Genomic DNA, 16933 nt, shown 5'->3' with positions numbered 1-16933 from the left:
GCGGGCTCCGGTAAGAGGCGCCGGACGGGAGCCTTAGGGGTGATGGCACGGCCATCACCTCGGCTCCTCCCCCCCACACCTGCCGGTTTGTCCGGCATGCGAGGAATGAGCACCACATGAGCAAGAGCGGGAAGCACTCGGACGACCCGAACCACGTGAGGAACAAGCGGCGCCTGATCATCGGCGTGACGGGTGGAGTGGCGGCACTGGCCGTGGCAACGGGCGCGATGGCCGCCACCGGTGGGACCGCCACCGGCGGGGCCGACACCGGCGGGAAAGCGTCCCCGCGGTCCCTGAAGGTGATGAGCCTGAACACCTGGCACGGTGGCGCCAAGGTCACGGACGGGGTCAACAAGATCGCAAAGCAGGTCAAGGCATCGGGCGCCGACGTTGTCGCCCTGCAGGAATCCTCCAGCCCTGTCGCGAAAGAGATCGCAGACAAAATGGGGTGGAAGTACTACACCTCCAGCGGCAAGGACGTCGACCTCATCAGCAAGAAGCCGATCGAGAAGACCGACTCGTTCTCGAAGGAGTCCTCCGGCGCGAAGGCGATCGCCGCGAAAATCCAGGGCGTCTGGGTGTACTCAATTCACCTCGACTACACCAAGTACGGCCCGTACAACGCCTGCTTCGACAAGGACAGCTACCAGGAGATCTACGCGGACGAGGCCAGCCGCAAGGCCCAGGCCAAGGACATAGCGGAGTGGACCGGCTCGGCCCCGGCGATCGTCGCGGGAGACTTCAACACGCCCTCCCACCTGGACTGGACCAAGGCGACCAAGGCCACGCACTGCAACTCGGCGGTCGAATGGCCCGCGACCAAGGCTTTCGCGGACAAGGGGTACAAGGACTCCTACCGGGAACTGCACCCGAGCCCGGCGAAGGTGCCCGGCAACACCTGGTCTCCCGTGACCAAGAAGAACACTGACTACGACAACAAGCCGGAGCCGCAGGACCGCATCGACTTCATCCTGCACAAGGGCGGCTCGTTGAAGCCCGCCACGTCCAACACCTACGGGGGTGGCCCGGACTGGCCCTCCGACCACTTGGCAGTCGTCACCACCTTCCACCTCTGAGCGGCCCACGCCCGCCTTCCCTGCGGCCAAGGCGCGAGAGCGCCGGCGGGTAGGCGCACGGGCGTGGAACACGCCCGCCGGGCCGGGGCGGTGTCGAAATGCGCACCGCCCCGGCCCAGCGCCCGTAAGCAGTCTCACCGGGATCGCGGCGACTCCCTCGATCCACGCCGCTTCCAGCATCCGGAACTGCGGCCCGACGAGCACCTCACCGTCCGGAGCGAACTCGATTCCCGCATCCGATGTCTGCATGGACGCGGACATTGCCTGAACCAGCGTGTCGACCCCGAAGACCAGCCATGGATCCGGCAGGTCCGTCAGCAGGCACCGGGCGATCCCTGACTTCCCCGAGCTGGAGCCACCATTGAGAACGCTCATCGGAGTCATCACCGCGCCACAGTAGGGGCGCCGTAGCAACGATCGAAACGGATTTCAGAGCAGGCCCCTCTGCCTGCCACAACCCGGCGAGCCATCCCGGTCAGAGCACCAGGTGCACAGGCATAGGGCCGCCCATCGATCGCCAACGTCTCCCATCAAGAACAGACGGGGCATCACATCTGTGTGCTCCAGGCGAGTTTGAGCAGCGCCTTGACTTGCCCGCAGTTCCACGTTCTGGTGGCGACAGTCGCCGCCATGGGTGTCTTCGGAGCCGCCGCAGCACCCGCCAGCGCGGCGACCAACCCCAATCCAATCGACTGAACGATTGATTCGACACACTTCGGATCGGGCGGGGAAGACCTTCCGCTCCGCATCGGCCAGAAGGACGCAGGGCCCCAGGACGGCTTTGGGAAGCGGCACATCCTAGGGGGGGCACGGCGACCAGATTTCAAGCTGGTCGAACATGAAAGGGGACATCGACAAGACCCTAGATAAGGGCAAATGCGCCGAAAAGAATGGGAAGACCGCCTGCGATCTTCAGAGCCACACTTTCCACAACGTCCACGCCGGCGGCGTGAAGGTCGCTTTCACCGAGCGCGTGGATTCGAAGCCGAAGGATCACCGTCCCGTCGGCATCATCACCGCTTTCTACTACAACTGCGGCTGCTGAGGCGAATGATGAAGATCGAGCAGCATCGCGCATATCTCGATAAGGTGTACGTTGACGTATCAGACGGACTCCCGCAAGAGCTCGCCGAGTATGGTGCCACGCTGCGCCAGTTCACATTCTCCGAAAGCGAAGAGGGAATCTGGGCTGAAGCGATCATCGATGTGCCGGGAAAACAGGAGCCCTGGGTTAGGCGACGCCTGATCATTCCTGTCGAAGGCCCGGACAAGGATGCGTGGTTCACTGCGATGCTCTTCTCTTCAGGAACTACCGAAGATCTCGATACCCGCTGAACACCACGCACCACAGTGGCGCTAGTGCTGTGACCGGAAACGATCACCGGGTTGGGTGATGGTGCTGTCGGGGCACCCCATCCGCGGGTGGTTCGGCGTGGTCGGGACAATGACGCCATGGAACCGACCAGTCCGATCATCGTTGCCCTGGATTTCGACAGCCGTCGAGCGGCTGAAGAGGCCATCGACCGGCTGGGCGATGAGTGCCGCTTCTACAAGGTCGGGCTTGAGCTGCTCACGGCAGCCGGGCCCGACTTCGTCCAGCACCTTGTGGCCAAGGGCAAGGAGGTGTTCCTGGACCTTAAGCTCTTCGAGATTCCGAACTCCGTTGTCGGCGCGGTCCGTGCCGCAGGTGCACTTGGTGCGTCGATGGTGACGGTGCACAGCATGGGAGGCACCGGCATTATGGCCGCAGCTGTTGCCGCGGCCCGCGACTTTCCACGCCTGCGTGTCCTTGCCTTGACCGTCGTCACCAGCATGACCAGCTCCGACCTCGCCGATGTCGGGGTCAATGCCTCGGCCGAGGAGCAAGTGCTACGTCTGGGGCGGCTGGCGGACCGGGCCGGGTGCCATGGTGTGATCGCATCGCCGCAGGAAGCCGCGCAGCTGCGCGGCGTGCTGGGTCCCAGCTCCCTGATCGTCACGCCGGGCATCACGCTGCCCGGTGAGGACCGAGCCGAGCACGCCCGACCCGGTACGCCGCGTGCCGCCATCGCCGCGGGGGCGTCACACATCGTCGTGGGCAGATCGGTCACCCGAGCGTCGGACCCCGTAGCCGCGGTACGGCTCGTCCGCGCCGACTTGGGGCTGTGACCGCGCCCTCCACCGGGCTCGGCGGTCAGGCCGCTGAGGGGAGTGGTCGCCCGCCCCACCGGATGCCTTTCTTGCTGCGGATGCGCGCACGCTCGTGGCGCTGGGCGGCAAGGACGTCGAGGTGGCGGGCGTTGGCGTTGCGCCAGCGCAAGTAGCGATGCAACTCCGCCGTCTGGACGGTGTGGTTGGGGTGGTTGGAGTTGGCGAGGATGAACTGCCGCAGCGGCCCGAAGTGCGCCTCGATCGGGTTCGCCCAGGACGCATTCGTCGGCGTGAAGCACAGCTCGACCTTGTTCCTGGCCGCCCAGCGCAGGATGCGCGCGTTCTTGTGGGCAGACAGGTTGTCCAGGATTACGTAGATCGGGGCGCCGTCGGGACGCGCTGCCCGGATGCTCTTGAGCGCGGCCCAGGTTGGCGCAATGCCCTTGCGGCGGCGGTTGACGCCCCACACGGTGTCATCACCGACCGAGTAGCAGCGAGTGAAGGACTTGCCGAGCTTGGTGGGGCGGGTGGCGGTCGTCTGGATGACGAACTCCTCGTCGTCATCGCTGAGTAGGCGGGGACGGCGGCCTCCCGCCCACCGAGGGTCCAGCCAGACCAGCCCGATCGCGTTGATGCGGTGGATGACGTCACGGACGGTGTCCTCGTCGGCCTGCACCAGATTCGCGCTCACCGGCACAGTGTTCCCGCCCGCCGAGGCCAGCACCATCATCGCTCTCCGGAACGGCACCGTGCTGGTGCTGCCCCGCCGCACGATCCGCTGGAGGTTCTGCCCCTTGGCTTCGTTCACTTCTAGCGGCAGCGTTTGTCTGCTGTTTTGGGCAGCAGTTGCGGATCTTGGGCCCCGTTGATGTTCACGAGAAGTAGCAGCAAGCGAGGCGATGATCGGTTGCCGGGCTTGGTCATCAAGGCGGTCACTGGTGGGATCCGCCGCTATCGTGCTCCCGTGACTGGTTCCGTGCAGCGTGCCCTGCTACTGGCGGTGGGCAGTATTGGTTCTTGCCCAGTGCGCCAAGGGAGTAGTCACGTTGGGTGACTACGTCCAGGCCGGCATCTACGGCTCAGCTGTGCTGATGATGAAGATCTGTGAAATTGGCTCTGCCCGCGATTGCGTGATGGCTGAAGCTGCGGGCCAAAGAGGGTATGCCAGAGTGAGAACCATGACCCGTTCCGAGTTTGATGACGAGCTGACTTCATTCCTTCAGGGGTCTACTTCGGCGTCATGGTCTGTCAGGGCGGCCTCAGGCCGCCGTCTGGCAGCCGTCGCGGAGGTTCCCGAAGTGGCTGATGTCCTGCACCGGCTGTTGCTGGATGGTCGCGACACTTTCGTCACTCAAGAGACGGCGGAGGCTCTGCTCGAGCGCTGGGACGTGCTTGGTCTGCGCATGGTGCTGGCCGCGCTCGCCAGCGCGGATGACGACGCTGGCGATCACCTTGATGCTGCAATCCTCAATGTCTGCCATCAGTCCACGGAGGACGGGGAACGGCTCGCGGCACTGTGCTCAGCGCTGACATCGGATGCGGATAACGCCGTGAGCGGGGAAGCCCGCAGGATTCTCGAACCACTGCGCTCGCCTGACCGCTACTTACCCTGAGCAAGGATCCGGGTCCGGAGAAGCGTGAAGGAGGCCCGACCGTACATCGCTCGCTTGAGTATTTTCACGAGGTTGATATGCCCTTCGACGACACCTGAGCTCCAGTGAAGCGTGAGGCCGGCAGTGACGGCGAGTATGGGCACGCCAGGAACGACGTACAGCGTCGCAACACCGGGTGCCGGCGCAGGACCACGCTGGACTGCACTGCGGCTGGCTCGACTCATCGATCACGCTCCGTGCTCATTCATCGTGTCACCAGACTGCCCTCGCGTTGTCCGAGCGGCACCGTTGATGCATCACAGTCATCAGAACGAGGAATCAGGCAGCAGGACACGCAACTTGGCGGGCTGAGTCGTGGTAAAACTCGTCTCGAGATGCCACGCAGAACCTGCACTTCTCGCGTTCGCAAGCGGCATCATTGGTGCAGTGGAGTCAACACTGCCTCTTCTGTTTCTCGATGTCGATGGGCCACTCATCCCGTTCGGCGCGGTGTCCCAGCCGTATCCGATCTATGAGACGAGTCCTGAACTGCCCGCTGCTGACGCGAATCCGCTCCTGCCCAGGATTAATCCCGAGCACGGACCCCGGCTGGCGGCGCTGCCGTGCGAGGTGGTCTGGGCAACGACATGGATGGCGGACGCGAACGAGTGCATCGCGCCCCACATCGGTCTGCCGCAGCTGGCGGTGGTGGTCTGGCCGGAGCCGTCCGATATCGATGATCAGGATGAACGAAACGGACTGCACTGGAAGACCCGTGCTCTTGTCGAATGGGCTGCGGGACGCCCGTTCGCCTGGGTTGACGACGAGATCACGAACACCGATCGGGCCTGGGTCGCTGCCCATCATCAGGGGCAAGCCCTGCTCCATCGTGTCGATCCCCGCCGTGGCCTGGCTGACAGCGACTATGTGGCTCTTGAGTCGTGGCTGCGACAGCCGATCTGACGCACCTGGAGAACATGAAGAGGCCGCGGGACCTGGTGGCGCTGTGCGGGAGGGTCCGCTGCCCGTGAGGGCGGCGGACCGTCGAGACGGAACCCGCAGGAGTTAGCTGGCTGTGGCGGACTCTTCAGCTCGTGCGCGGGTGCTGGCGAGGCGGTAGGAGTCGGTGCCGGTCTCGATGATGGTGCCGTTGAAGGTGAGGCGGTCGACGATGGCCGCGCAGAGGCGGGGGTCGGTGAAGGTCTTGGTCCAGCCGCCGAAGGACTCGTTGGAGGCGATGGCGACGCTGTTCTTTTCCTAGGTCGCCAGGATCTCCGGCTTCCGGTCGGAGACGTAGCGCCGGACCATCTGGTAGGACACATCGGCGCCGTGCTCCTCGATGAGCCGGTGGAAGATTCGCGTGATCGTGTGCCGCTGCTTGCGTGGTGCGTCGAGGTCCGTCCGCAGCATCTCGTCGATCACCGACTTGTACGGATCCAGCGCAGTTGGCCGCGGCGGCAGCTTCTTCCGGGGCTCCGGCCAGACGGAATCCACGGCCTTCTTGACCGTCCGCCACGACACGTTGTACTTGCGCTCAATCTCGCGCATCTTCATGCCGGAACGGTGATCGCGCCGGATCGCCGCGTACAGCTCGACCTTCGACATCTGCGGCATGACCAGGACCTTTCACCAGGAGCACCCCGATGCTGCCCTGGCAAGTACCCCGGTGCTGTCGAAACTCGTGAACATCACCCGACCGTGGATCTGGGTGCCTCCCAAACCCGTGAACAACTGGCGGCACTACTCGTGAATAAAGCCAGCCCCTCCTGCTCGGTCAGCCAGCAGACCCTGACCGGCTCTGCCATCGAGCCTCCTCACACCGATCGGACGTGTCGTCACATCCAACCGGCGCAAGGCCAGTCAGCACCAACCTGGTGATGGTTTCCGGTCACAGCACTAGCTTCGTGAGATGTCTTTGTGAGGGCCAGTTAGCCTGAGTCGTTCCCGGATTCGACCGGGGCATCACGAAGCGAGAGGCGATCATGGGGGAGCTGGAAGGCAGGACCGCGCTGGTGACGGGCGGCTCACGTGGAATCGGGCGCGCGGTCGCCCTGCGGCTCGCCGCCGAGGGGGCGCTGGTCGCGGTCCACTACGGCTCCAACGACGTGGCCGCCGCGGAGACCGTGGCACAGATCGCAGAGGCCGGCGGCCGGGCGTTCGCGGTACAGGCCCGGTTCGGCGAGATCGGTGCGGTGGACCGGCTGTTCAAGGAGCTCACCGCCGGGCTGGCGGAGAACGGCGCGGATGGCCTGGACATCCTGGTCAACAACGCGGGCATCCACTCGGCCACTTCGATCGGACAGCTCACCGAGGAGGAGTTCGAGCGGCTGCTGGCGATCAACGTGAGCACGCCGATCTTCGTGGTCCAGCGGGCGTTGCCGTTGCTGCGTGACGGCGGACGGATCGTCAATATGGGGTCGGCTGCCACTCGGATCGCGAACTCCCTCCAGATCGGATACACCGTCACCAAGGCGGCGCTGGCGGCCCTCGGCCCGTCGCTCGCCAATGAGCTGGGCCGACGTGGGATCACCGTGAACACGATTGAACCCGGAGTGGTGCTGACCGACATGATCGCCCACTACGCCGAGGTTCCCGAGGCGGTCGCCGGGCTTGAATCCATCACGGCGCTCGGACGGATCGGCGAGCCGGAGGACGTCGCAGACGTGGTGGGTTTCCTGGCTGGCCCGCAGGGGCGCTGGGTGACCGGCCAGACCATCGACGTCTCCGGCGGTACCTACCTCGGACCGATCGCGGCAGGGTGAACCTCCCGCGCCCGCACAGTCGGTTCCCCGGCCGCCAGAAAGATCAGCACTAGACTTCGGCCAACCCGTTTGCTCGCCCTGACAAGGCCGTTGAACGTGGCGGTGGGTGATCAGGCAGATGAAGTTCTACCACGATCCTGGACGGGTTGATACTGGGACGTATGGGTCCCGGGGGAAGCAGTCCAGGTGGTGAGTAAGAAGAGCCACACGAGCAAGTGATACGCCCCGGAGTTCAAGCGGGACGCGGTGGCCTTGGGGCCTTCCCCCGGGGCGGAGGGTGACCGAGGCCGCCCGGGAACGCGGCGTGAGCACCAAGGGTTTGCGGGGCTGGGCCAAGCAAGCGAAGATCGTCCGGGGCGAAGGGCCTACGGGTGCCCTGACCAGCGCCGAGCGCAAGGAATTGGTGCGGCTGCGGTGCACAGTCCGTGAACAGCAGCAGACGATCGAAGTGCTGGGAAAAGCGACCGCCTTCTTCGCGAAGGAGACGACAAAGTAGGCGCCAAGTGCCGCTTCGTCTACGCGCAGAAGGTGTCCGAGACGAACCCCGTCGGCTACGGGCCTCGGCCTGTTGTGCCGGGCCCTGAGTCTGGTTCGTTCGGCGTATGGCGTCTGGCTGAAGGCACGCCCGGCGGCCGAGGAGCGTCAGCGGTCCGAGGATGGAACTGGCCGAGGAGATCCGCGAGAACCACGGCACGTCCCGCGGCGCCTACGGAGTCCCACGGGTGCCCGCCGCGCTGCGGCGCACGGGGAAGCGGATCAACCGGAAGAGGGCCGAGCGGATCATGCGCGAGCGGGACATCCGAGGTATCACCCGCCGCAGGCGCCACAGGCTGACGAAGTCCGACACCGAGGCGGCCCCGTCGCCGGAGCTGGTGGGGCGTGACTTCATCGTGGCCCGGCCCGGCGTGAAACTGGTCTCGGACATTACCTACCTCCCCACCCTCGCCGACTGGTGGTGTCGGGCCACGGCCATCGATCTGGCGGCGCGCGAAGTGATCGGGTACGCAATGGCCGATCACCACCGGGCCGAACTCGTCGGCGACGTCATGAAGATGGGTGCCGGACGCGGTGCGCTGAAGCCAGAATGCAGTGCACATTCCGATCGCGACAGTGAATACACATCACGCGAATACCGCAGAATCGTAAGCGAGTTGAACCTTCGGCAGAGCATGGGGCGAACAGGGCCGCGTTACGATAGCTCCGCCGCCGAAAGGTTTTTCGGCCTGCTCAAAGCGGAGATCGGGACCACCGTCTGGGAATCCCACGACACGGCCCGTGCGGAGGTCTTCCGCTTTATCGAGGTCGAACGCAGCCGCACCGGCCTGCGCAAGCATCCGGTCTGCGGCTACGTCACCCCGATCGAGACCAGGACCTTGGCGACCCAAGATCCCGTATCGGCGGCGTAACCATCCGCTGTCCTGGATCTGGGTGGAACTTCACCGGTGAGTACGCCCAGAGGTGGGGACGCATGAATGCGTCCCGTCCCCACCTCTTATCGACGACTGGGAGGCATGCGCCGTCATCCGGTTCGAGCAAGGCTTGCTCAGGATCGGCTGGGGTCAGCCGATCCTGACAGCTGGGCGTCTAAACGCTTGAAGTGCGCGGACTGCGGTCCAGCTTGCCCAGGAGATAGACCATTGCTCCCGCCGAGACGGCCGTGAAAACGAGCTCGCCCCAGAGAGGGTCTATGAGGAATTTGTTGACCGCAGTGAGGATGACGAACCACGCGGCGAATACGAGAATTTTGGGGATCATGACTGACCTCGGACTCAGTTGATCAAGGAGGAGAGGCAGGCTGTGGCACCGGCCCCGACGGTGTTGACTGCGATCTCCTTCGCGGCCTTCTTGTTGACCTTGCCAACAATCAGGGCGGCTGCGCTGCCGACTCCAGCTCGCAGCAGGCAGTTCTTGGCCGTCTCGGTCATCGGACTGCCTTCGAGTGCCTTGCAGTACTTCTCCTTCTCCTTGCCCGTCTTGCTCGTGTCAAAGTAGCAGTTTGCGATGTTGTGCTCCTGGACGGGATCCACTGCGTGGGCCGCAGGAGCGGCTCCGAGGGGGAGGGTCGCCAGGACTATCGCAGTGACGATCTTGTTTTTCACTTGTTCCTTGCCTGTGGGGGGGGAAGGTGTGCTCTTCCAGGCAGCCCGAATCGGGCGAGGGCTAACGGCCGGGAAGACGGCCTGGAACACCCACGGGTTCCACAACTGGCATTGGATTTTGAATCCGGTTCGGCAGGCGCCGAAGGCGATGCAACGGATGGTGGCGACCACAGCCGGTCACGCTGCCTCTTCGGGATACCAGACGCGCGCAGGCGCAGCCCCTCGCAGGCTCTCTGGCCGCTGGAGGCCGCCGACCTTGACGGCTTGGCTCGCCCGGATCAACGCTCAGGCCCGTAGTGGCCTGGCCCGGTCAAGCCATCCGCGACGGAGGGAGACGAGACGCGAGCGGCGTACGGGAGGGTCCGGCTGGTGCTTCGAGCGCCGTCCTGTACGCCCTGTCTGGCGCCCAGGGCGGCGCACACGCTGTGCCTGGATTCACTCTTCGGTGACTGAACAGGGGTCTGTGGTGTCTGACGTGTCACGCGATACCTCGGAGGGTCCCTCACCAGGCGGAGCGCTGGAGGGTGTACCGCGTGGGAGCGTGGAGGTTCTGGAGCAGGCGGCGCGGGTGGTCGGGCCGCTGCTGCGGGCCCGGGTGGCGTGTCTTCCCTCCGGGATACGGCATGTGGCCGGGCTGCATTTCGGATGGTGGCGCGACGACGGCTCCGCGCTGGAAACAGCGCCCCCGCACAAGTCGGTCCGGCCCGCCCTGACGCTGCTGTCCTGCCAGGCCGTGGGCGGGAGCCCGCAAGCCGCGCTTCCTGCCGCTGTGGCGGTCGAGCTGGTGCACAACGCCAGCCTCCTCCATGACGACATCATCGACCACGACTCCCAGCGGCGCGGCCGCACCGCATTATGGGCGGCCAAAGGACTACCGGCCGCGATCCTTGTGGGCGATGCCCTCTTCTTCGCCGCAGTCGAGGCCCTCACCGGGCTGCCGCAGGCCGGCCGTACGGTGCCGGTGCTGCTGGCCTGCGTGCAGGACCTCATCGAGGGCGAGTACCTCGACACGCTTCTGGAGAGCGCCGCTGAGGTGACCGAGCAACAGGTACTTGCGGTCGCCGCGGGCAAGACCGGTGAACTGCTGGCCTGCGCCTGCGAACTGGGGGCCGCCGTGCACGGCGCCGGCCCCGAGCGTGCCGGGCACCTGCGCGCCTTCGGCCGTCATCTGGGCATCGCCTTCCAGTGCGTCGACGATGTCCTGGGCATCTGGGGAGAGGAGAAAGCCACAGGCAAGCCTGCCCTGTCGGACCTGCGGGCCCGCAAGATGTCGCTGCCCGTCGCCACCGCGATGAGCGGCCACAGCCCGCCCGCGAGGGAGCTGCGCGCCCTCTACCACGCACAACAACCGCCGACCGAGGAGGACTGCCGGCGTGCGGCCGCACTGATCGAGGACACCGGCGCCCGGGAAGTGACACTGGAACGTGCCCGCCAGCACACCGCCGAGGCGCTCGAACACCTCTCCCGGGCCCGGCCCGAAGCCCAGGCCGGCACCGAACTGGCTGCCCTCGCCGCACTGCTGACCACCCGCACCCACTGACCTCCCGCTCCTTGCGACCGAGACAAGGACAGCCGCGCCCGTGACACCTATTCCCCCCGCCGTTTCGGACCCCACTATCGCCGCGCTCCTGGCCTTTCACTGCCCGCTGGAAGAAGAAGTCAGCCCCGAGTCCGACCAGCTCCTCGACCGCACCCTGGCCTGGGCGAAACACCACCGCCTGGGCACCACGGACGAGCAGACCGCGATGTTCGCGATGACCGGCGCGACCTTCGCCGCCCATATGTACCCGCACACCAGGGGCGAGACCGCCCAGGCGTTCTCCGACTACGACGCCTGGGGATGGGCCGCGAACGAGCGGGTCGGCTCCGCCACCCGCACCTGCGACATCGTCGCCGACCTCGGCCGCTGGGAGCGCATCATGCACTCCCCGGCCTCCTGGCCCCACTCCGCCGACCCCCTCGACACCGCACTCAGCGACGCCTTCACCCGCCTGCGGACACACCTGACCCCCGTCCAGTGGGAACGCTTCACCACCGGACAAGGCCAGTGGCTCTACAGCATGGGCTGGGAAGCCGCCCTCAGGGAACGCGGCACCCCCCTGGGCGTGAACGACTACCTAGCCATGCGGATCGGCGCCGGCGGCTGCTACTCCGCCGCCTACCTCGACGGCACCGAGAACACCAACCTCAGCGAACACCACTGGGCCAACCCCACTCTGCGCGCCACCGTCGAAGCCGGAATGCTCACCGCCCTGCTCGACAACGACCGCTACTCCTACCTTCGCGAACACCGCCTGGCTGTCAGAAAACACAACCTCTTCGACGCCCTGCGCACCGAACACCCCCACTACACCTTCGATCAGGCCGCCACCGCTGCCATCGCACTGCGCGACCGCATCATGACCCTCTACCTGCGCCTGCGCAAACAGCAACTAAAGAACGCACCGCACGACGTACGCCGCTACCTCACCGGCGTCGATCGCGTCCTCAGCGGCAACATCACCTTCGCCGCTACTGCCGTCCGCTACCTCCTGCCCGACCTCCCCCACACCGTCACCCGCACATCCCAGCCCACCGATTCCACCACCGGCGCACCCGACCTCCCCACCATCGCCTGGTGGTGGAACCAGCTCACCCCCTGAACGAGTCCCAGGAACCGCCGGGGCGGTGCGCGCACCTGCGAAGGGACCACCACGAGGGCGAGCCCGGAAGTCACCGGCCACCACGACCAGGAGGCCGGACGGCTGACCCCCCAGGCCGGCGGCCTCGAGCGCCTGCTCGCACCCGCGTCAGGTCTCACTGCTGATCTTCGGCTGTGAGGGGCGAGCCCGCCAGAATTTCACGTTCATGTTCCATTCACGCTCCCCTTCCCTGCCATCGCCAGAAGCCAGGTAGACCAGCTTGCATGAAGCTTCCCATGCCGCGAGTGGCAGCGATCGGCGCCGCGGTTCTCGCCGTGCTCGTCGCATCCCCGGCCTCCGCCACGCCCACACCCGCCCCTTCACATCAGACCCTGAAGGTGATGACCTTCAATACCTGGCACGGCGGCAACCGGGTTCCTGACGGGATCAACAAGATCGCCTCAGCCATCACCAGCAGCGGAGCAGACGTCGTAGCTCTCCAGGAAAACGACGGGAACTCGGCCCAGCGCATCGCCGACAAGCTCGGCTGGTACACCACCGCCACCGCCACACACGTCGACATCGTCTCCAGGTACCCCATCGAGAAGCAGGACTGGACCGGAGGCGGCAACGGCGTCATCGCCGCGAAGATCAAGGGCTTCTGGATCTACTCCGCCCATCTCAGCTACACCAAGTACGGCCCCTACAACGCCTGCTGGGACAACGACTCCTACGAAACGATCTACGCCGACGAGACCGACCGCGCCCAACAAGCCACTGAACTTGTAAAATGGGCCGGCTCCAGTCCCGCCATCATCGCCGGCGATATGAACTCACCCTCGCACTTGGACTGGACACAGAAAACCAAGGCAATCCACTGCAACTCGGTGGTCACCTGGCCCGCAACCAAAGCCTTCGCCGACGCCGGCTACTGGGACTCCTTTCGCGAAGTCCACCCCGACGAAGCCGCCCAGCCCGGCGACACCTGGTCACCCGTCGTGAAATCCACCGACGGGAAAACCGAACCGCAAGACCGCATCGACTTCATCCAGTACAAGGGCTCAACCCTGGACGCCATCAACTCCACCACCATCGGTGGCGGCCCCAACTGGCCATCCGACCACCTCGCCGTCATGACCACCTTCACCTACTGACAGTGGTACGCGCCAAGGTACTGCGCCAACAGTCCTGCTTCCCAGGGCCGATAGCGATCACTCCGCATCATGGTGTGTCAGTTGCGGATGGGGCGGACGGCCTCCACGGCTTTAGTGGTCGGAACAAAGCCGTTGGACGTGGCGGTGGGTTGGGTGATCAGGCAGATGGCAAGGCTGAGGGATCTTCGTGGATGTCGTCGCGTCGTTCCCAGCGGTTGAGCAGGCGCCGGAAGCCGTGCAGCCAGGAGATCGTGCGCTCGACGACGTAGCGGAAGATGTCCAGGCCAGGCCCGTACGGTTGGCCTCGCTGGGCGATCACTGGACGGATTCCGCGCTGCCAGAGCAGGCGTCGGTATGTGTCGTGGTCGTAGCCGCGGTCCGCCAGGAGTGCGTCGGGTTTCTGTCGCGATCTGCCGACGACGCCGGCGATGGGAGGGATCTTGTCGAGTAACGGCTCAGAAGCCGGTCGTGAAGCCCAGATCCGGAGGCTGGTGAGGCTCGAGGGCTTGGTGTTCCGGCGAGCTGTGGCCATTGGTTGCTGTGGATCTGGGGACCGGGCGATGTCTTGGAGATCGAGCCGCTGCTGAGCACGGAGGCTCGCGGCCCACTGTGGAAGGTGTGCCGGGAGGGGTCCGCCGGACACTGGAGATGTTCGCGGAGGATATCGGCGCCTCGTGCTGCTCTGTTGCACCTTCTTGGCAACACCGCACCGTGGGGCGGTGGTCCGTGCCTGCAGCAGGCACGGACTACACCAGGTATCGGACCGGCTTCTACTTCTCGATCTTGCTGATGCGCCAGCCGACCATGCCGACGGCGCCGGACTCTGCGGTGGTGTCGATCTGCAGCTTGCTTCGTGAACCCGAGGTCCGCTGGGTGGCGGGCACGCCATCGCACCCCACCGTTTGATGACCAGGCTTCCCGCCTTCGATCGAGAGCTCGATCTTCCCCTTGCCTGCGCAGGCGACTTTCAGCTCGTAACGCGTGCCCGGGGACAACTTTGGTTGAGTGTGAATTCCATCGCTGATGCGTTCGAGGCCGGACTCGACGAACAGGGGGTCGCTGTCGTCGATGGCCTGTGTGCCCAGGGCTTCCTTCACCTGTTTGCCGAGCTTCTGCTCGTCATGGGTTGGCCGGGTCTTGGTGGGCTCTGCATGCGACTTTGCGGGGGACTTACTGGACCCGTCTGAATCGTCGGTACAGCCGGTCAAGAGTGTCAGGGTCAATACCGCGCAGGCCGCCAACGTGTATCCCGGGGACAGTTGCGGGCTTCTCATGAGCTTGTTGTCCAGAACCGCCAGCCAGTTGACTTGGTGGGAAGTTTCGCTGTGCCTGATCCGAGCTTCACCTTGCTGCAACGGTCGGCGCTCGTGGCGTACTTGGTCCACTTGACGTTGTAGCCCCACGAGCCGTACTGCAGGTGCCCATACTTACGGCTAGGGATGTCGTGGCTGTACTCGTGGCCGATGGTGACGCCCACCTCGCCGTACACCTTGACACCGAAGGTCGCCTTGGACTTCGCGATGATGGCGTTGGCGCTCGCCTCGATGCTGCCGCTCAGCTCAACGCCGACCTTGCCGGACTTCTCGACCTTGACCTTCATGGTGCCGCCTGGGCCGTCCTTGAAGGTGGTCCCGTTCCAGCGGGCGGGAACGTGATAGTTCGTCTTGCTCGTGGTCTTGTACCACTTCTTGTACGGATTGTCGCACCTGGGCGGCGCGGAAGAGTCGTCGCTTGCCTCGGGCAGAGCATCGAGCTTGTCCTCGACAGCTGCCTCCTCGGCCGACATGGTGGGACTTTCCCCTGCGCTGTCGGCTGTCTCCTGGGTGGCAATCTGCTCGGTGCTGACGTCCTCCGGGGGCGCATCCATCGATTCCTCAGCGCTGGCAGTAGCCGCGAATGAGGCGGTGAGGACAAGGGCCGCAGCCGGTATGAGCGCACGTCTGGTCGATACCTTGCGCATGGTTCCCCCTCGATATTTTCTTTTGCCTGGTGAGGCTGGTCGAGAGGAACCTACAGGTACTCCGTGGTCGCACTCGATCACTGAGAGATCTTCTGAGCAACCTTTGAGGGAACCAGGAACGCCTGTATCACCAAGGCCCCGTCCGGCGGCGACAAGGCGGGGCGCTCCCCTGCCGACCGGGGCAAGCAGGGGCTGAAACGCTCGGTCGCCACCGACAGCTGCGGTGTCCCGCTCGGGATCGTCTCCGACAGAGCCAACCGGCACGACTCACGCCTACTCGGACCCACCCTGGAAGCTGCCAAGGATCAAATCCGCCAGCTGCCGGACGCTGTCAATGTCGACCTCGACCGCGGCTACGACAGCGCCAAGTCCCGCGCACTGATAGCAGAGTTGGGGTGCACGGCCGAGATCGCCCGCAAGGGAGTACCGGCTCCGCTCCAGGCAGGCAAGCGCTGGGTGGCCGAGCGCACACACTCATGGATGAATGACTACGGCAAGTTCCGGCGCTGCACCGAGAGGAACGGTGAGGCCGTGGACTTCTACCTCCACCTCGCCACCGCTCTCGTCACGCTCCGCATGCTCATCCGCCGAGCAACGAGCCGCTACCGCGGGGACGGCCGTCCCACCACCCAGCAACCGCCTCCACGTAGGACACGGTCTTGTAGCTTCCCCGCTATTTCAGGTGGTACTTGCAGCCCTTCGCGGACTCGCCTCCTGCGTACTCGGCGACGGTTTTACCGTCGACCTTGATGCTGCAGGGCGGGAAGTCGAACGATCCGCTGGGGGTCAGTACGGCTTGGGACGACACGGACACGGTTGTGCCCTGCTTGAGGTAGGCGCCCTCGAGCGTCACGTCGGTGGTCTTCTTCCAGGGGAGAGAGACCTGCGCGGAATGATTGGTGTCCGTGATGTACAGGACGTTGGGCTTGCCCTTGCCCTCGACCGCAACGGTCACTTCGTAGGTCTTCGGCTTGCCCCACTTGGACGTGGGCTTCGTCGACCCCGTCGGTGAAGTGGCAGAGCTGCCCGCGTCGGCCTTCGCACCGTCGTCCCCGCTGCCACACCCAGCGAACAGCAGCGCAGCCGCCATCGCCGCAGTGACTCCAACGACCTTCTTGCGCACGTCTTTTCCCCTCCCGCACGGCTTCCAGCGCGGGCACACCGCCACGGCCAGGATGTTGATCATATGGGGTGCGCCGACAGCCCCGAACCGTAGCGGGGTTGCGGCCGGGGCCTCCGCCGCGGCAGGGCTGTCCGTTCCTGCGAAGGACCGTCAACCATGCCGGTCCTGAGCACCTCAGGACCAGAACCCGTGCGCTACCTCTCTTGCCGTCAGAAGCCGGCGCACGGGTTCCGTGTCGGATGTATCCGGATCTCGCGAACGCGTGATTCTGGCCGGCCGGCCTGCCAGCGACAGGCAGCTGCTCACAGCAACCGCCGTCGGCGCTGCGCGACGGTGCAGCATTCGTACGGGTATGCGGCACTGCCGACCCGGCGGTCTACTCTCGCTGGCTCTCCTCAATGAGCGGCTTGGAGACC

The 16933-nt window shown here is 65.4% G+C and carries 16 protein-coding genes and 5 pseudogenes; 13 read left to right on the top strand and 8 right to left on the bottom strand.

The genetic code is table 11. From position 1 onward, the window contains the following. The first annotated feature begins 116 nt into the window (after nucleotides 1–116). Nucleotides 117–1076, top strand: coding sequence for an endonuclease/exonuclease/phosphatase family protein (locus AB0E78_RS40260; protein WP_361844170.1), 960 nt, complete (start codon nucleotides 117–119; stop codon nucleotides 1074–1076). A gap of 144 nt (nucleotides 1077–1220) precedes the next feature. Here AB0E78_RS40260 and AB0E78_RS40255 read toward each other — a convergent pair. After that, nucleotides 1221–1451, bottom strand: a pseudogene (locus AB0E78_RS40255) (chloramphenicol phosphotransferase); the annotation flags it as partial. Nucleotides 1452–1914: 463 nt separating this feature from the next. Here AB0E78_RS40255 and AB0E78_RS40250 point away from each other — a divergent pair. The 3 genes from AB0E78_RS40250 (at nucleotide 1915) to pyrF (ending at nucleotide 3224) form a co-directional block, all read left to right on the top strand. After that, the gene (locus tag AB0E78_RS40250) at nucleotides 1915–2121 is read left to right on the top strand and encodes a hypothetical protein (protein ID WP_361844167.1); all 207 of its coding nucleotides are present in this window, start codon (nucleotides 1915–1917) and stop codon (nucleotides 2119–2121) included. 8 nt (nucleotides 2122–2129) lie between these two features. Continuing rightward, nucleotides 2130–2411, top strand: coding sequence for a hypothetical protein (locus AB0E78_RS40245; protein ID WP_361844164.1), 282 nt, complete (start codon nucleotides 2130–2132; stop codon nucleotides 2409–2411). Between the two features lie 117 nt (nucleotides 2412–2528). After that, on the top strand, nucleotides 2529–3224 hold the full coding sequence (gene pyrF, locus AB0E78_RS40240) for an orotidine-5'-phosphate decarboxylase (RefSeq protein WP_361844162.1): 696 nt from the start codon (nucleotides 2529–2531) through the stop codon (nucleotides 3222–3224). Between the two features lie 25 nt (nucleotides 3225–3249). On the opposite strand, the gene AB0E78_RS40235 is transcribed toward pyrF, so the two are convergent. Beyond that, nucleotides 3250–3936 carry a transposase gene (locus AB0E78_RS40235; RefSeq protein WP_361844232.1) on the bottom strand — a complete coding sequence of 229 codons (687 nt, stop codon included), beginning with the start codon at nucleotides 3934–3936 and terminating at the stop codon, nucleotides 3250–3252. 316 nt (nucleotides 3937–4252) lie between these two features. Here AB0E78_RS40235 and AB0E78_RS40230 point away from each other — a divergent pair, with 316 nt between their 5' ends. Together AB0E78_RS40230 and AB0E78_RS40225 are read left to right on the top strand one after the other, a co-directional pair. Continuing rightward, the gene (locus AB0E78_RS40230; RefSeq protein WP_361844159.1) at nucleotides 4253–4819 is read left to right on the top strand and encodes a hypothetical protein; all 567 of its coding nucleotides are present in this window, start codon (nucleotides 4253–4255) and stop codon (nucleotides 4817–4819) included. 426 nt (nucleotides 4820–5245) lie between these two features. Beyond that, complete coding sequence (locus tag AB0E78_RS40225) at nucleotides 5246–5761, top strand: HAD domain-containing protein (protein ID WP_361844156.1); 516 nt, start codon at nucleotides 5246–5248, stop codon at nucleotides 5759–5761. Between the two features lie 102 nt (nucleotides 5762–5863). On the opposite strand, the pseudogene AB0E78_RS40220 reads toward AB0E78_RS40225, so the two are convergent. Further along, a pseudogene (locus tag AB0E78_RS40220) lies at nucleotides 5864–6139 on the bottom strand (ATP-binding protein); the annotation flags it as partial. A gap of 641 nt (nucleotides 6140–6780) precedes the next feature. Here AB0E78_RS40220 and AB0E78_RS40215 point away from each other — a divergent pair. From AB0E78_RS40215 to AB0E78_RS40205, 3 genes and pseudogenes are all read left to right on the top strand, one after another. Next, on the top strand, nucleotides 6781–7560 hold the full coding sequence (locus tag AB0E78_RS40215) for an SDR family oxidoreductase (protein WP_361844154.1): 780 nt from the start codon (nucleotides 6781–6783) through the stop codon (nucleotides 7558–7560). Between the two features lie 277 nt (nucleotides 7561–7837). After that, nucleotides 7838–8056, top strand: a complete 219-nt coding sequence (locus AB0E78_RS40210; protein WP_361844151.1) for a hypothetical protein — start codon at nucleotides 7838–7840, stop codon at nucleotides 8054–8056. 142 nt (nucleotides 8057–8198) lie between these two features. Further along, nucleotides 8199–8966: pseudogene (locus AB0E78_RS40205) on the top strand (IS3 family transposase); the annotation flags it as partial. Nucleotides 8967–9329: 363 nt separating this feature from the next. Here the strand turns inward: AB0E78_RS40205 and AB0E78_RS40200 are convergent. After that, the gene (locus AB0E78_RS40200; protein ID WP_361844148.1) at nucleotides 9330–9830 is read right to left on the bottom strand and encodes a hypothetical protein; all 501 of its coding nucleotides are present in this window, start codon (nucleotides 9828–9830) and stop codon (nucleotides 9330–9332) included. Between the two features lie 370 nt (nucleotides 9831–10200). Between AB0E78_RS40200 and AB0E78_RS40195 the strand changes: the two genes are divergently transcribed. From AB0E78_RS40195 to AB0E78_RS40185, 3 genes are all read left to right on the top strand, one after another. Continuing rightward, the gene (locus AB0E78_RS40195) at nucleotides 10201–11199 is read left to right on the top strand and encodes a polyprenyl synthetase family protein (protein WP_361844145.1); all 999 of its coding nucleotides are present in this window, start codon (nucleotides 10201–10203) and stop codon (nucleotides 11197–11199) included. A 40-nt stretch (nucleotides 11200–11239) separates the two neighbouring features. Continuing rightward, on the top strand, nucleotides 11240–12301 hold the full coding sequence (locus AB0E78_RS40190; protein ID WP_361844142.1) for a hypothetical protein: 1062 nt from the start codon (nucleotides 11240–11242) through the stop codon (nucleotides 12299–12301). Nucleotides 12302–12564: 263 nt separating this feature from the next. Then, entirely contained in the window at nucleotides 12565–13434 is an 870-nt protein-coding gene (locus AB0E78_RS40185) for an endonuclease/exonuclease/phosphatase family protein (RefSeq protein WP_361844140.1), read from the top strand. A gap of 77 nt (nucleotides 13435–13511) precedes the next feature. Here AB0E78_RS40185 and AB0E78_RS40180 read toward each other — a convergent pair. The 3 genes and pseudogenes from AB0E78_RS40180 to AB0E78_RS40170 form a co-directional block, all read right to left on the bottom strand. After that, nucleotides 13512–13888, bottom strand: a pseudogene (locus AB0E78_RS40180) (transposase); the annotation flags it as partial. Between the two features lie 316 nt (nucleotides 13889–14204). Next, complete coding sequence (locus AB0E78_RS40175; protein WP_361844137.1) at nucleotides 14205–14642, bottom strand: hypothetical protein; 438 nt, start codon at nucleotides 14640–14642, stop codon at nucleotides 14205–14207. Nucleotides 14643–14704: 62 nt separating this feature from the next. Next, a complete protein-coding gene (locus tag AB0E78_RS40170; RefSeq protein ID WP_361844135.1) occupies nucleotides 14705–15394 on the bottom strand; it encodes a hypothetical protein in 690 nt (229 codons plus the stop codon). 105 nt (nucleotides 15395–15499) lie between these two features. Between AB0E78_RS40170 and AB0E78_RS40165 the strand changes: the two are divergent. Then, nucleotides 15500–16030, top strand: a pseudogene (locus tag AB0E78_RS40165) (transposase); the annotation flags it as partial. A gap of 37 nt (nucleotides 16031–16067) precedes the next feature. Here the strand turns inward: AB0E78_RS40165 and AB0E78_RS40160 are convergent. Next, the gene (locus tag AB0E78_RS40160; protein WP_361844132.1) at nucleotides 16068–16517 is read right to left on the bottom strand and encodes a hypothetical protein; all 450 of its coding nucleotides are present in this window, start codon (nucleotides 16515–16517) and stop codon (nucleotides 16068–16070) included. Nucleotides 16518–16933: the final 416 nt, after the last annotated feature.

The organism is Streptomyces sp. NPDC032198, assembly GCF_040636975.1.
Classification (GTDB): domain Bacteria; phylum Actinomycetota; class Actinomycetes; order Streptomycetales; family Streptomycetaceae; genus Streptomyces.
Note: the sequence above shows the minus strand (reverse complement) of the source record. Positions and strands in the feature narration are given on the sequence as shown.

Bases quoted from the DNA above. Each gene is read 5' to 3' on its own strand.
- AB0E78_RS40185 (WP_361844140.1), top strand. From the start codon at position 12,565: ATGAAGCTTCCCATGCCGCGAGTGGCAGCGATCGGCGCCGCGGTTCTC.
- AB0E78_RS40250 (WP_361844167.1), top strand. From the start codon at position 1,915: ATGAAAGGGGACATCGACAAGACCCTAGATAAGGGCAAATGCGCCGAA.
- pyrF (WP_361844162.1), top strand. From the start codon at position 2,529: ATGGAACCGACCAGTCCGATCATCGTTGCCCTGGATTTCGACAGCCGT.
- AB0E78_RS40215 (WP_361844154.1), top strand. From the start codon at position 6,781: ATGGGGGAGCTGGAAGGCAGGACCGCGCTGGTGACGGGCGGCTCACGT.
- AB0E78_RS40260 (WP_361844170.1), top strand. From the start codon at position 117: ATGAGCAAGAGCGGGAAGCACTCGGACGACCCGAACCACGTGAGGAAC.
- AB0E78_RS40235 (WP_361844232.1), bottom strand. From the start codon at position 3,936: ATGATGGTGCTGGCCTCGGCGGGCGGGAACACTGTGCCGGTGAGCGCG.
- AB0E78_RS40245 (WP_361844164.1), top strand. From the start codon at position 2,130: ATGAAGATCGAGCAGCATCGCGCATATCTCGATAAGGTGTACGTTGAC.
- AB0E78_RS40170 (WP_361844135.1), bottom strand. From the start codon at position 15,394: ATGCGCAAGGTATCGACCAGACGTGCGCTCATACCGGCTGCGGCCCTT.